At 72.0% G+C, this 13954-nt stretch carries 10 protein-coding genes; 6 read left to right on the top strand and 4 right to left on the bottom strand.

Annotation, left to right across the window (positions count from 1 at the left end; translation table 11 throughout):
- The first annotated feature begins 193 nt into the window (after nucleotides 1–193).
- Nucleotides 194–706, top strand: a complete 513-nt coding sequence (locus tag ACTWPW_RS50915) for a MarR family winged helix-turn-helix transcriptional regulator (protein WP_375108301.1) — start codon at nucleotides 194–196, stop codon at nucleotides 704–706.
- Here the strand turns inward: ACTWPW_RS50915 and ACTWPW_RS50910 are convergent.
- The 4 genes from ACTWPW_RS50910 to ACTWPW_RS50895 are packed head-to-tail and all read right to left on the bottom strand — an operon-like array spanning nucleotide 662 to nucleotide 5743.
- On the bottom strand, nucleotides 662–1441 hold the full coding sequence (locus tag ACTWPW_RS50910; protein WP_443173121.1) for an ABC transporter permease: 780 nt from the start codon (nucleotides 1439–1441) through the stop codon (nucleotides 662–664). The genes ACTWPW_RS50915 and ACTWPW_RS50910 overlap by 45 nt on opposite strands.
- Nucleotides 1441–2349, bottom strand: a complete 909-nt coding sequence (locus ACTWPW_RS50905; RefSeq protein WP_375108303.1) for an ABC transporter ATP-binding protein — start codon at nucleotides 2347–2349, stop codon at nucleotides 1441–1443. The genes ACTWPW_RS50910 and ACTWPW_RS50905 overlap by 1 nt, the downstream gene beginning before the upstream one ends.
- 56 nt (nucleotides 2350–2405) lie before the next feature.
- On the bottom strand, nucleotides 2406–3572 hold the full coding sequence (locus ACTWPW_RS50900; RefSeq protein WP_375108304.1) for an amidohydrolase family protein: 1167 nt from the start codon (nucleotides 3570–3572) through the stop codon (nucleotides 2406–2408).
- A gap of 44 nt (nucleotides 3573–3616) precedes the next feature.
- Complete coding sequence (locus ACTWPW_RS50895) at nucleotides 3617–5743, bottom strand: anthranilate synthase component I (protein WP_375108857.1); 2127 nt, start codon at nucleotides 5741–5743, stop codon at nucleotides 3617–3619.
- A 281-nt stretch (nucleotides 5744–6024) separates the two neighbouring features.
- Between ACTWPW_RS50895 and ACTWPW_RS50890 the strand changes: the two genes are divergently transcribed.
- The 5 genes from ACTWPW_RS50890 (at nucleotide 6025) to ACTWPW_RS50870 (ending at nucleotide 13908) form a co-directional block, all read left to right on the top strand.
- Nucleotides 6025–7227, top strand: a complete 1203-nt coding sequence (locus tag ACTWPW_RS50890) for a cytochrome P450 (RefSeq protein ID WP_443173120.1) — start codon at nucleotides 6025–6027, stop codon at nucleotides 7225–7227.
- Nucleotides 7224–7859, top strand: coding sequence for a TetR/AcrR family transcriptional regulator (locus ACTWPW_RS50885; RefSeq protein ID WP_443173119.1), 636 nt, complete (start codon nucleotides 7224–7226; stop codon nucleotides 7857–7859). Before ACTWPW_RS50890 ends, ACTWPW_RS50885 begins: the two co-directional genes overlap by 4 nt.
- An 11-nt stretch (nucleotides 7860–7870) precedes the next feature.
- Entirely contained in the window at nucleotides 7871–9304 is a 1434-nt protein-coding gene (locus tag ACTWPW_RS50880; RefSeq protein ID WP_443173118.1) for a glycosyltransferase family 39 protein, read from the top strand.
- A gap of 124 nt (nucleotides 9305–9428) precedes the next feature.
- Complete coding sequence (locus ACTWPW_RS50875; protein ID WP_443173117.1) at nucleotides 9429–12923, top strand: S8 family serine peptidase; 3495 nt, start codon at nucleotides 9429–9431, stop codon at nucleotides 12921–12923.
- Between the two features lie 124 nt (nucleotides 12924–13047).
- The gene (locus ACTWPW_RS50870; protein WP_443173116.1) at nucleotides 13048–13908 is read left to right on the top strand and encodes a DUF4394 domain-containing protein; all 861 of its coding nucleotides are present in this window, start codon (nucleotides 13048–13050) and stop codon (nucleotides 13906–13908) included.
- Nucleotides 13909–13954 lie beyond the last annotated feature (46 nt).

Raw genomic sequence — 13954 nt, 5'->3', positions numbered from 1 at the left:
CTCACTCACCAGAAAGGTGCACCTGCTTCTGCAGCGGATATGGCTTCGACACCCGAATCCTTGCAGTTCAGGGGCACCTTTTCTCATGTTCTAGAGCACAGCTACCGCCCCGGCTGAATAGCTGAGGTTAATCTGGTGCTGCTGGCGATGGCGGTCATCGTCGTGGCGGGACGCATCTGACCCTGGGGGTTCCTTGGTCGACGGGCTCGGTGAGGACGAGCAGCGGGCGTGGCAGGGCCTGCTCGCGGTCATGCTGGTGGGCATCCCGCAGGTCGAGCGCACGTTCCGGGCGCACGGCCTGGTGCACATCGAATACGGCCTGCTCAACGCGCTCGTCTCGCGGCCGTTGCGGCTGAGCGACCTGGCGAGCGTGGGCAACGTGTCGATCAGCCGGCTCAGCCACCGGGTGAGCAAGCTCGTGGACCGCGGCTACGTACGCCTGCGGCCCGACGCCAGCGACGGGCGGGCCAGCGTGGCCGAGATCACCGACGAGGGGCGCGCGGTCATCGCCGCGATCGCCCCCCATCACGCCCAGGCGCTGCGCGAGGTGCTGTTCGACCACCTGACCCCGGAGCAGACGCTCGCGCTGGCCGACGCCATGCAGGTCGTCGGCACCAAGCTGGGCGCCTGCATGGACGGCCGCCCACCCGGTGGCGGGCGGTCAGGTGATGTCGCGGCGCAGCGTGGTGACCGAGGCGAGGGCTGAGAAGGCCAGCGCGTAGCCGAGCAGCACCAGCGCGCCCGCCCACGGCGGCAGCAGATACGACAGGTCCAGCCCGAACCCCACCCCCGTGCTGGTCAGCGCCGTGGTGGCGCCCGCGGGAGTCCACTTGCCCAGCGGCTGCAGCGCGGGAATCGCGTTGACCACCGTGTCGACGACGTACACCCAGACGATGACCGCGACCAGCGCCCCGACCTGGTTCTTCACCAGCGCCCCGAGCCCGAGCCCGAACAGCGTGTAGAGCCCCAGCACGACCAGCACGCTCACGATCACCCGCAGGACCGTCCCCGAGAACACCAGGTCGCCCCCGGCGGCGAGCACGGTCACGACCAGCGCCGCCCCGGTCAGCACCAGCGCCGCCGCCCCGAGCAGCACCCCCACCACGAAGCTCGCGCCGAGCTTGGCGGCCACCACCCGCACCCGCTTCGGCGTGGCGAGGAGCGTGGTGGTGATCGTCTGGTAGCGGTATTCGCCGGTCATCATGACCACGCCGAGCACGGCCGCGAAGAGCGTGCCGCCCGTGCCCATCCCCCAGAGGATCTCCTGGAAGCCCGCCATGTCGCGGCCGGGGATGATGACCTGGCCGGTGGGCGTCGTCTGGCCGGCGGCGAAGATGGTGAAGCCGACCGACAGGGCCACGTACGCCAGCATGACCAGCAGCATCACCCACCACAGCCGGGTGGTGGCGACCTTGAGCAGTTCCGCGCGGATGAGCGCCATCAGCCCCGCACCTCCCCCGCCGGCTCCCCTGTCAGCTGCAGGAAGACCTGTTGCAGGTCGCCGCGTTCCTCGGTCATCTCGGTCAGCACGACGCGCTCCTCCAGCGCGATGTTGCCGATGGCCTCGACGTCGAGGTCGCGGACCCGGAGCACCCCGTCCGTCAGCTCGACCCGGCCTCCCTGCCGCTCCAGGGCGGGCCGCAGCTCCTCGGGCTTGGCCGTGCGCACCCTGATGACGGGCGCGCCGCCGTTGGAGACGAGCTCGGCCAGGCTGCCCTGGCGCACCAGCCGCCCCCTGGCGATGATCACGACGTTGTCCACGGTCTGCTCGACCTCGGCCAGCACGTGGCTGGAGACCAGCACGGCGGCCCCCCGCTCGTGGGCGAGGTGGCGCATGAAGCCGCGCAGCCACTGGATGCCCGCCGGGTCGAGGCCGTTGGCGGGCTCGTCCAAGATGTACACCTTGGGGTCGCCGATCAGGGCGGTGGCCAGCGCGAGCCGCTGCCGCATGCCCATGGAGAAGCCGAGCACCCGCTTGCCCGCCACCTCGGCCAGCCCCACCCGCTCCAGCGCGTCCCCGGCGCGCGCGAGCGGCAGGCGGGCCGCCGTGCACAGCACCTTCAGGTGGTTGTACGCGGTGCGCCCGGGATGGAAGTTCGTGGCTTCGAGCACGGCGCCCACCTCGGTGAGGGGGCGTTCGAGCTCGACATAGCGGCGGCCGTCGACCAGCGCGCTGCCGGAGTCGGCGGTGACCAGCCCGAGCAGGCTGCGCAGGGTCGTGGTCTTGCCGGCGCCGTTCGGGCCCAAGTAGCCCGTGATCGTGCCGGCCTCGACCGTGAAGGAAACCCCGTCCACCGCGCGTACCGGACCGAACGACTTGGAAAGGTCTCGTATCTCGATGGCACTCATGGTGCGCCGATTATCCGCAATGAGACCCAGGTCACACCTCCTCCGCAAGGAGGAGTTCACAGGCGGTATATCCGGCGGGCGTTGCCGGAGCCGATCATGTGGGCGACGCGGGCGGCGTCCGGCGCGCTCCACTCCCCCGTCGCCAGCCTGGTGCGCAGCGCCGCCGCCAGGGCCTGCCGGTAGTGGAGGGCGCCCAGGTAGCCGCTCTCGGCCACGCCGCGGCAGCCGGAGCTGAACAGCTGCTTGTGGAACGGCGCCAGCTCCAGCAGCTCGTCCATGACCCGGGCGGAGGCGGCCAGGTGCGGCAGGGCGAGACCGACGTCCACGTAGACGTGCGGGAAGAGCCCGGCGAGGTGGGCGGCCTGGCGGTGGAACGGGTAGCAGTGCAGCAGGATGACCGGCACGCCGAGCGGCTGCAGCGCCCTGACGAACACGCTCAGCCTGGCCGGGTCGGCGCGATGCGGCTCGGCCCCGAGCACGTCCCCGCCGAACTCCGCGGGGCCGCCGAAGCCGCTGTGGAACTGCACCGGCAGCCCCCGCTCCCTGGCCACGTCGACCGCGCTCCAGAGCAGGTAACGCAGCAGGACCGGGTCCGTCAGCGGCTCCTTGGGGTCGGCCAGCCGCCGGTTGGCCGCCGCGATCACCGCTCCCCGGGCCGGCCTGGCCGGGTCGAAGTCGAGGCCGCACAGGGAGCCGATGACCGTCTTGAGCCCGACCGCCCTGGCGGCCCTGGCGGCCAGCTCCTCGCCCAGGGTGTCGAGGTAGTCGACGGCGATCTGCGCGGTCTCGGCCACGTCCCGCTCGATCTGCTCGATCCGTACGAGCTCGTCGGCCGCCGCCCCGCCGTGCCGGCCCATCTCGGCGGCGCTCAGCATCTCGGCGTCCTCCGGCGAGGAGTCCACCAGGAACGCCACCACCCCGGCGCCCGCCAGCAGCCGCCGGTTGACCTCGCCCGCCCCGAGCTCGGCCCGGCGGGCCAGGTAGACGGCCGGCGGCGCGTGCGGCTCCAGGTCGAGCAGCGGCGCGCACCAGCGGCGCACGGCCGCGCCGAACGGCGTGTCGAAGTGGGTGGTGCCGGGCGGGGCCGGGCCGCCGCCCTCGCTGATGAGCAGCTCGAAGCGGGCTCTGCTCAGCTCGTCTCGCCGCACCCCGTGACAGTGGTGGTCGACGAGCGGGGCGAGCAGCGCGTCACGCACCGTGCCGGGCAGGTCTACGGGGAGCATGCGGAGACTCTAGGGGAGCTCCGCACGCTCCCGCGGGGTTTTACCTACCTGCGGGCCAGACGCAGCACGTTCGCGATGATCTTCGCGCCCGCGCCGCCCTCCTGGGTCAGGATCGACTCCGGGTGGAACTGCACGGCGAAGCGCCGCCGCTCGGTGTCCTCGATGGCCATGACGTTGCCGTCGGGCGTGAGCGCGGTCGGGGTGAAGCCGACCACGCCGGGCCGCTTGGCGTGCAGCGAGTGGTAGCGGGCCGCGGTGAACTCCTCGGGCAGCCCGTGGAGCAGCGCGCTGTCGCCCAGCCGCGCGACCTGGCCGCGCTTGCCGTGCTCGGGATAGTCGAGCAGCTCCAGCGTGCCGCCGGCCTGCTCCACCATGGCCTGCAGGCCCAGGCAGACGCCGAACACCGGCAGGTCGCGGGCGTAGATCTGGTCGAGCAGGGCCGACATGCCGAAGTCGGTCGGCCAGCCGGGGCCGGGCGAGAGCACCACCAGGTCGGGCCCGATCTCGTCGATCAGGTGGGCCGGGAAGCCGTGGCGCAGCGTCACCACGTCCGCGCCCTCCTGGCGGAAGTAGTCGGCCAGCGTGTTGACGAAGGAGTCTTCGTGGTCGACGAGCAGCACCTTCATGCCCAGGCCCGGCTGCTGCCTGGCCTCGGCGACCGGCACGGCGTCGGGCTGGTTGACCGCGGCCAGGGCGCCGAGCAGGGCGCTGGCCTTGAGCTCGGTCTCGCGCTCCTCCGCCTCGGGGTCGGAGTCGAACAGCAGCGTGGCCCCCGCCCTGACGGTCGCCACACCGTTCTTGATCTGGGCGGTACGCAGGGTCAGGCCGGTGTTCATGGAGCCGTCGAAGCCGATGAAGCCGATGGCGCCGCCGTACCACCTGCGGGTGGTGGCCTCGTGGTCCTCGATGAACTGCATGGCCCACGTCTTGGGCGCCCCGGTGACGGTGACCGCCCACATGTGGGTGAGGAAGGCGTCGAGGGCGTCGAACTCGGGGCGCAGGCGGCCCTCGATGTGGTCGACGGTGTGGATCAGGCGGGAGTAGAGCTCGATCTGGCGGCGGCCGATGACCTTGACGGTGCCCGGGACGCAGATGCGCGACTTGTCGTTGCGGTCCACGTCGGTGCACATGGTCAGCTCCGACTCCTCCTTCACGCTCGACAGCAGCGTGCGGATGGCCTCGGCGTCCTCGACGGGGTTGCTGCCGCGGGCGATCGTGCCGGAGATGGGGCAGGTCTCGACGCGGTCGCCGCTGACGCGTACGTACATCTCGGGCGAGGCTCCGACCAGGTGCTCGCCCTCGCCGAGGCTGATGATGAACTCGTACGGGGCCGGGTTGCTCTTGCGCAGGCCGCGGTAGAAGGCGGACGGGTCGGCGCAGGCGGCGTGGAAGACCTGGCCGGGCACGACCTCGAACAGGTCGCCGCGCTTGAACTTCTCCTTGGCGGCGGCCACGACCTTGGCGTATTCGCCCTTCGGCGGGTTCGCCGGCAGCTCGCCCGGGATGACGGGGGCGGCGGTGTCGCCGGCCCGGTCGAGGCCGCGGGTGGTGGCGCCGTCGACGGTGAACTCGTAGCGGTATTCGACGCAGCTCTCGCGCTGCCGGTCGATCACCACCAGCCGGTCGGGCAGGTGCAGCACGAGGTCGCGCTGGTCGTCGGGGCGGACGAGCTCCTGCCTGATGGGCTCGAACTGGAAGGCCAGGTCGTAGCCGAAGGCGCCGTAGAGGCCGAGGTGCGGGTCGTCGCCCTGGAAGGCGGCGATGACCTCGCGGATCGCGGTGAAGACGGTGGGCCTGCGGCTGCGCATCTCCTCCGGCAGCAGGTCCTCCGATTCGGGCACGTGCACCTCGACGCGGTCGGCCGTGGGCTCGGTGACCGGCTTGCCCGCGGCCAGCAGGCAGGAGGCGATGGCGGGCAGCACGATCCGGCCGCGCTCGTTGAGCGCGACGGCCGCGATGTTGCGGCCCCTGGCGACGAGTTCGAGGCACGGGTCGACGTAGCCGAAGGCCCATCGGCTGTAGCGGCCCGGGTAGTCCATGCCGGAGGAGAAGGCGCCCCCGCGCCGGTCCCCGAGGGCCGTCACGATCTCTTCGAGGGCGGCCTCGTCCACCTCGCGTGTCTCGCGTTCGACACCGATGCCCCCGGCGGTGGTATATCCGCTCTTCTCCACTTCCTGCCCCTTCACCACGTCAAATGATCGAGCCCCGGGGGCGGACACGAGAAAGGCCGCCATCCGGGGCGGCCGTCCGTTGAGGAATGCGAAACACGCGCCGCCTAGGAGCGGCGCCACCACAGGAGCTGAGCGTGATTTCGCATGACGCCAAGGGTAACCGCCCGACCATGATCGCGCAACGCGACCCACCGGCCCGATCAGCAGGGGGCCAGGGACGGAATTCGAATACAGGTCTGTACTGTATTTGTGTTGGCATCGGTCGGAAGGAGATCCCCGAGATGGCGGAGACCGAGGCGATCACCCTGCCCACCGAGCGGCCCACGCCGTTCGACCCGCCCACCGGCCTGGCCGAGCTGCGTGAGACGCGGCCCGTCGCCCGGCTGGCCTACCCCGACGGGCATCGAGGCTGGCTGGTCACCAGCCACGCGCTCGTGCGCGAGGTGCTGGCCGATCGGCGGTTCAGCGCCCGCCCCGAGCTGCGGCACCTGCCCACCCGGCCCGGGGGGCCGTCCGGGCAGCCGGCGCCGCCCGGGATGTTCGTCGCCACCGATCCGCCGGTGCACACCCGCTACCGCCACCTGCTGACCGGCGAGTTCACCGTGCGCAGGATGCGGCGGCTCACCGAGCGGATCGGGGAGGTCACGCACGCCTACCTGGACGCCATGGAGCGTCAGGGCCCGCCCGCCGACCTGGTCGAGGCGTTCGCGGCGCCGATCCCGGCGGTGGTGATCTGCGAGCTGCTCGGCGTGCCGGAGGAGGACCGCGAGCGGTTCATGGCCCAGGGCGCCACGCTCATGCGGGCCGATCTGCCGCAGGAGGAGAAGGTCCCGGCCTTCCTCGCGATGCGGGGCCACATGGAGGAGCTGGTGCTCGCCAGGCGGGCCCGGCCGGGCGACGACCTGCTCAGCGGGCTGACCGGGAGCGACCTCACCGACGAGGAGCTGGCCGGCATCGGCTTCGTGCTGCTGGGCGCCGGGCTGGACACCACCGCCAACATGCTCGCTCTGGGCACCTTCGCGCTGCTGCTCCATCCCGATCAGCTCGAGGTGCTGCGCGCGGGGCCGGGAGGCGTGGAGCTGGTGGTGGAGGAGCTGCTGCGCTACCTCAGCATCGTCCCCTTCCTCGTACGGACCGCGCTGGAGGACGTCGAGCTGGGCGGCGAGCTGGTCAGGGCCGGGGAGACGGTCACCGTCTCGATCGCGGCGGCCAACCGCGACCCGGAGCGCTTCCCCCGCCCCGACCGCCTCGACGCGCGCCGGGCCGGCGGCGGGCACGTGGCGTTCGGTCACGGCGTGCACCAGTGCCTGGGCCGGCAGCTGGCCCGCGTGGAGATGCTGGCGGCCTACCCGGCGCTGTTCGGCCGCCTCCCGTCGCTGCGCCTGGCCGTGGCGCCCGGCGAGGTGCCGCTGCGTACCGACATGCTCATCCACGGCGTGCACCGCCTGCCCGTCACCTGGCCCATCATCGGGGAGGTGCCGTGACGGCCGACGGGACGGCCGGGGGGCCGACGATCGCCCCGCGCCCGGCGGGCCGCCCGCGCAGCCAGGAGGCGGACCTGGCGATCCTGGCGGCGGCGCTCGACCTGCTGATCGAGCAGGGCGCGCAGCAGACCAGCATCGAGCAGGTGGCCCGGCGGGCCGGCGTGACGCGGGCGACGGTCTACCGCAGGTTCGCCGACAAGACGGCGCTGCTGGTGCGCGCCCTGGAGTGGGCCGACCACGACAACGACCCGGGTTTCACCGGCTGGCGCGACATCGAGCACATGTTCGGCGACTGGGCGGCGTATCTGGCGGTGCCGCGCAACCGGCGGCTGCTGCGCCGCCTCTACGGCAGCATCGACGACTACCCCGAGCTGATGGCCGCCTACCGGCTGGCCAGCAGGGGCCGGCGGGCGGCGATGGTGCGCGAGATGTTGTGCCACGCCCGCGATCTCGGACACCTGCCCGGCGACGTGGACGTGGACGTGGTGCGGGAGATGCTGACGGGCGCGGTGCTCAACCAGGTCAGCGCCCATCCGGACGAGGACGACGCCGGGCGGATCGCGGCCTGGTTCATGGCGATCATGAAACAGGTGGGCTATCAACCCGTGACAAGGGAGCGTAAAGGGATCTAGCCTCAGCGTTCATGGAACGGCCCTTGGCCTGGCGGCCGGTCACCGTGATCGCGGTCGTGCTCTTCGGGGTGCTGCTGGCGTTGACCCCCGGTTACGGCTACCACCGTGACGAGCTGTACTTCCGCGTGCTGTCGGAGCATCCCGCCTGGGGATACGTCGACCAGCCACCGCTGACCCCCATGATCGGCAAGGCCGGCATCGCGCTGTTCGGCGACACGATCACCGGGCTCCGGGTGTTCCCCGCGCTGTCCATCGCGCTCCTGGTCGTGCTCATGGCCCTGATCGCCAGGGAGCTGGACGGCAGCCGGGCGGCGCAGGTGCTGACGGCGCTGGGCACGGCGACGGGGGCGTACTGCCTGGTCGCGGGCCACTCGCTGATGACGGTCACCTTCGACCTGCCGCTGTGGGCGGCGGCCATCCTGTTCCTGCTGAAGGCGCTGATGCGGGAGCAGCCGCGCTGGTGGGTGGCGGCGGGGGCGGTCATCGGTGTGGCCACCTACAACAAGCACCTGATCGCGCTGCTGGTGCTGGGGCTGGCGGTGGGGCTGCTGGTCGCGGGGCCGCGGCGGGTGCTGGCGAGCCCGTGGTTGTGGGCGGGGGCGCTGCTGGCCGGGGTGATCGCCGCCCCCAACCTGATCTACCAGATCGCCAACGGCTGGCCGCAGCTGGAGATGGCGGCGGCGCTCAGCGAGGAGAACGGCGCCGAGTTCCGGATGTTGTACGTGCCGATGCAGCTGATCCTGTTCGGCCCGATCGTGTCGGTGATCGCGGTGTTCGGGTTCGTCCGGCTGTGGCGGGACCGGCGGGTGCGGGCGCTGGCGATCGCGTACCCGGTGGCGGGGGCGCTGACGATGATCAGCGGCGGCCGGTTCGACTACACGGGCGGGCTGCTCCTGATGTTGTTCGCGGCGGGTTGCGTGAGCGCGGCGGCGGCCGCGCGCGTGCGGCTGGCGGGCGTGGGCCTGGCGCTCAGCGCGATGGTGTCGGCGGTGATCGGGCTGCCGCTCATCCCGGTGTCCGCGCTGGCCGCGACCCCGGTGCCGGCGATCAGCGAGGTGGCGCGCGAGTCCGTGGGCTGGCCGCAGTTCACGGCGAAGATCCAGGAGGTACGCGACTCCATACCGCCCGGCGAGCGCGAGCGGGCGGTGGTCGTGACCGGCAGCTACGGCGAGCACGGCGCGCTCGACCTGGCCGGGGTGCCGCGCGTCTACTCCGGGCACAACCAGCTCTGGCACTACGGCCCGCCGCCCGAGGACGGCACGACCGCGATCCTGGTGAACGTCGGCCCGCGCGGCCGCGGCCTGTTCGACTCCTGCGAGCAGCGGGGCCGGGTGGACAACGGCTACGGCATCGACAACGAGGAGCAGGACATGCCGGTCTTCCTGTGCCGGGGCCTGCGGGAGCCGTGGTCGGCCTTATGGCCCGCGTGGCGACATTTCAGCTGACCAGATTACATTTCAGCTCGCAAAGTAACTTTTCAGGTCGGCTCTTGCTTTCCCGACACGATCTCTTCACCCTTCTCGACAGAGGCGTAAAGATCACCTCTCCCTTTGTCCTGAAGGAGAGCCAGTGCCCCACACCCCCCGCTGGCGTGCGATCCTGACCGGGATCGTGACCGTCGCCGGACTGTTAGCACCGCAGGCCGCGGCGCAGGCCGCACCCGACCCAGGCAAGATCGACGCGGGCGTCCAGGCGCAGCTCGCGCAGGATGACAAGGCCACGTTCTGGGTCCGGATGAAGGGCAGTGCCGACCTGAGCGGCGCCCGCCGGGCCGCGACCAAGGAAGCCAAGGCCGAGCAGGTCTTCGAGGCCAAGAACGCGCGCGCCAGGACCTCCCAGGAGGGCCTGCGCAAGCTGCTCGACTCCCACCACGCCGACTACACCCCGTACTGGATCGTCAACGCGGTCAAGGTGACCGCGGGCGAGAAGCTCGCCGCCGAGATCGCGACGCTGCCCGAGGTCGAGCGCATCGACCCGATCCGCATCCTCTCGCTGCCGAAGCCTGTCCGGGGGACGGCCGAGGAGAAGGTCGACGCGGTCGAGTGGAACATCGACCGGGTCAACGCGCCGCGCGTGTGGAACGAGCTCGGCAACCGCGGCGAGGGCATCGTGATCGCCCACATCGACTCCGGCGCCCAGTTCGACCACCCCGAGCTGGCCGCCAGTTACCGGGGCCGGAACCCGGACGGTTCCTACACCCACGACTACAACTGGTTCGACCCGGCGCGCGTCTGCCCGACCGCGGCGCCGTGCGACAACAACGGTCACGGCACGCACACCATGGGCACGATGGTCGGCGCGAACGGCATCGGCGTGGCGCCGGGCGCCAGGTGGATCGCCGCCAAGGGCTGCGAGGTCAACACCTGCACCGACGCCTCCCTGCTGGCGGCCGGGCAGTGGATGGTGCGGCCCACCGACCTCAACGGCCAGAACCCGCGCCCCGACCTGGCGCCGGACATCGTCAACAACTCCTGGGGCGGCACCGGGTTCGACCCCTTCTACCAGGACGTCGTCGAGGCGTGGCTGGCGGCCGGGATCTTCCCGGCCTTCTCCAACGGCAACGAGGGCCCGGCCTGCCGCAGCAGCGGCTCGCCCGGCCAGTACGTGACCGCCTACAGCGCGGGCGGCTTCGACGTCAACAACGCCCTGTACACCCGCTCCAGCAAGGGCGAGGGCGAGAACGGCGAGATCAAGCCGAACATCGCCGCCCCCGGCGTCAACGTGCGCTCCTCGACCCCCGGCGACGACTACGACGTCTACACCGGCACGTCGATGGCCTCGCCGCACGTGGCGGCCACGGTGGCGCTGATCTGGTCGGCGGCCCCGGGCCTGGCCGGTGACGTGGCGGCCACCCGGCCGCTGCTGGACACCACCGCCACGGACGTCTCCGACACCGCGTGCGGCGGCACCGCGGCCGACAACAACATCTGGGGCGAGGGCAGGCTCGACACCTACGCCGCCGTGCGGGCCGCCCCCGACGAGGGCCTGGGCGACCTGTCCGGCACGGTGACCGCAGGCGGCGCGCCGGTCTCCGGCGCGACCGTCACCGTCACCGGCCCGCTGACCCGCACCGTGACGACGGGCGCGGACGGCACGTACGCCATCCCGCGCCTGCTGCCCGGCGCCTACGAGCTCAGCGCGCAGAAGTTCGGCCACGACCGGGCCACCGCGGCCGTCACGATCACCGCCGAGCAGGCCACGACCGCAGACGTGCCCATGACCGTCCAGCCGACGGGCGTGGTGTCCGGCACGGTCACCACGGCCGGCACGCCGGAGCCGGGCGCGACGGTGGCCGCCGCCGGCACGCCGGTGAGCGCGGTGACCGACGCCTCGGGCCGCTACACCATGACGCTGCCGCACGGCTCGTACGAGCTGCGGGTCACGCCGGCGTCCCGCTGCTCCAGCGCCGCGACCTCGGCCGTCACGGTGGCCGGGGACCTGGTCAAGGACGTCGAGCTGCCGCTGCGCGGCGACAACTTCGGCTACACCTGCCGGAGCGGCGCGCAGGCGTACGTGGCGGGCACCGAGAAGCTGGCGCTGACCGGCGACGACGAGGCCGTGCAGGTGACCCTGCCGTTCCCGGTCCCGTTCTACGGCACCGGCCAGGGCCGGGCGTGGATCGGCACGAACGGGTTCGTCACGTTCGCCGCCGACCGGATCACGACCGGCAGCAACGGCCGGCTGCCGACGTCGGGCACGCCGAACAACGCGGTGTACCCGTACTGGGACGACCTCATCGTGGACGCCCAGGCCGGGATCTACACGGCGGTGACCGGCACGGCGCCGCACCGGACGTTCGTGGTCGAGTGGCGCAACGTCACCTTCTACAACGAGGCGGCGCAGCGGGTGTCGTTCGCGGCGCTGCTGGGCGAGGACGGCTCGATCGGGTTCCGGTACAAGGACATCGAGAGCACGCGCGACCAGGGCGTCAGCGCCACGATCGGGGTCGAGAACGCGGCCGGCGACGACGCGCTGCTCTACTCCTACGAGCAGGCGGCGCTGAGCACCGGGCAGGGCGTGACGTTCACCGCCAGCCGGCACGGCCTGGTCACCGGTGCCGTCACCGACGCCAACGACGGCGAGCCCATCGCCGGGGCGACGGTGAAGGTGGGCGAGGTGGCCACGCTCACGACCGGCGCGGACGGCGCCTTCTACGGGCAGGTGCCGGCCGGGGACTACGACGTCGTGGTGTCCAAGGAGCACTACGGCACCTTCACCCAGCCCGTCACGGTGGCGCCCACGACGGTGACCCGGATCGACACGGCGCTGGTCACCGGCCGGGTGAGCGCGTCGGTGGCGGAGGTGACCGTGGTGCTGCCGGCCGAGTCCAGCCGCAGGCGCACGGTGGAGCTGACGAACCTGGGCACGCCGACGCCGTACACGGCGACCGGGGATTCCTGGTTCACGGTGACGCCGGCGGCAGGCGAGCTGGCGAAGGGGCAGGCGGTGCGCCTGGAGCTGGTGGTGTCGAGCGCCGGGGTCGCGCCCGGCACGTTCCGCGAGGGCAAGCTGCTCGTCAAGTCCGCCAGCGGGCGGCAGCCCACCATCGAGATCAAGGTGACGGTCGTGGTGCCGAAGCACCAGGTGGCCGTGGACGCCGGCGCGACCAGGAACTCCGTGGACGCCGCCGGTGACACCTGGACGCCGGACAGGAAGTACGTCCAGGGCGGCTACGGCTACCTGGCCACCCAGAACCGGACGCAGAGCACGTCCAGGACCATCGCGGGGACCGCCGACCAGGCCCTGTTCCGGACCGCCAGGGAGTCGATGCTGGAGTACCGGTTCGACAGCGTCCCCGCCGGGACGTACACCGTGGAGCTGGACTTCGCCGAGATCAGGAACACCGCGATGGGCAAGCGGGTCTTCGACGTGCTGGTCGAGGGGCAGCTGGCGATCCCGGCGCTCGACCTGGCCCTGGAGGCGGGCACGTACACCGCCGTGAGCAGGCAGTACACGGTGAAGGTGACCGACGGGCAGCTCAACGTGCGGTTCGCGACCCGGCAGGGCGCGACGATCGTCAACGCGCTGCGCATCTCGGAGCGCCCGGACCGGGCCGCCCCGTGACCCCCGGGCCCGCCTCGCCGTCACGCGGGGCGGGCCCACCCTCGGGCCCTTCATCGGGCCCTTCATCCAGAACCGGGCGGCGGGCGAAGAAAGGGGCAAGGCAACACCCACACAAGGAGATCTGATGCGTAAGCAACTGGCGCTCGCCGCCGCCGTGCTCGGCGCGGGCGCGGTCCTGGCCTCGCCCGCGCAGGCTCACCACCGTGACGACGGCCCCCGCGTCACCGGCCTGACCACCGCGGGCGACCTGGTCACCTTCGACGCGGGCGACCCTCGCGACGTCGACCGGATCGGCCGGATCAGCGGCCTCAAGGACGACATGAAGGTCGTCGGCATCGACTACCGGGTACAGAACGGCAGGCTGTACGCGGTCGGCGACAAGGGCGGCATCTACACGCTGGACAACCGGGCCAGGGCCACCAAGGTGTCCCAGCTCACGGTCGCGCTCAACGGCAAGACCTTCGGCGTCGACTTCAACCCCGCCGCCAACCGGCTGCGCGTCATCAGCGACGCCGGCCAGAACCTGCGGCACAACCTCGACGACCCGAACGGCGCCCCCGCAGCGGGCATGACGGCCAACGACGGCGCGCTCACCAACCCGCCCGTGCCCCCCGCCACGGCCGGGGTGACCGCGACCGGCGTGACCGGCGCCGGCTACACCAACAACGACCTGGACGCCACCACCGCGACGACGCTGTTCGACGTGGATACCATGGCCGACCAGGTCTCGGCGCAGTCCCCCGCCAACGCCGGCAACCTGGCCCCCACCGGCAAGCTGGGCGTGGACGCGGCGACCGACGCCGGGTTCGACGTCCACAGCCGGCTCCGCGATGGCGTGACGGTGTCGAACACCGCCTACGCCACGCTCAAGGCCGGCGGCGCGTACCGCTTCCACACGGTGAACGTGCTGACCGGCAAGGCGGAGGTGGTTGGAACGTTCCCGTTCAACCGTCAGGTGAGTGACATCGCCGTCCAGCTCAGCTGATTGCGCAACGTATGCCCCCGGGCTACCGCACCCCGGCGGCATATGT

Source organism: Nonomuraea sp. KM90 (genome assembly GCF_052246675.1).
Lineage (GTDB): Bacteria > Actinomycetota > Actinomycetes > Streptosporangiales > Streptosporangiaceae > Nonomuraea.
Note: the sequence above shows the minus strand (reverse complement) of the source record. Positions and strands in the feature narration are given on the sequence as shown.

Coding starts and splice junctions, on each gene's coding strand:
- ACTWPW_RS50910 (WP_443173121.1), bottom strand. CDS start 1,441: ATGGCGCTCATCCGCGCGGAACTGCTCAAGGTCGCCACCACCCGGCTG.
- ACTWPW_RS50905 (WP_375108303.1), bottom strand. CDS start 2,349: ATGAGTGCCATCGAGATACGAGACCTTTCCAAGTCGTTCGGTCCGGTA.
- ACTWPW_RS50900 (WP_375108304.1), bottom strand. CDS start 3,572: ATGCTCCCCGTAGACCTGCCCGGCACGGTGCGTGACGCGCTGCTCGCC.
- ACTWPW_RS50890 (WP_443173120.1), top strand. CDS start 6,025: ATGGCGGAGACCGAGGCGATCACCCTGCCCACCGAGCGGCCCACGCCG.
- ACTWPW_RS50880 (WP_443173118.1), top strand. CDS start 7,871: ATGGAACGGCCCTTGGCCTGGCGGCCGGTCACCGTGATCGCGGTCGTG.
- ACTWPW_RS50870 (WP_443173116.1), top strand. CDS start 13,048: ATGCGTAAGCAACTGGCGCTCGCCGCCGCCGTGCTCGGCGCGGGCGCG.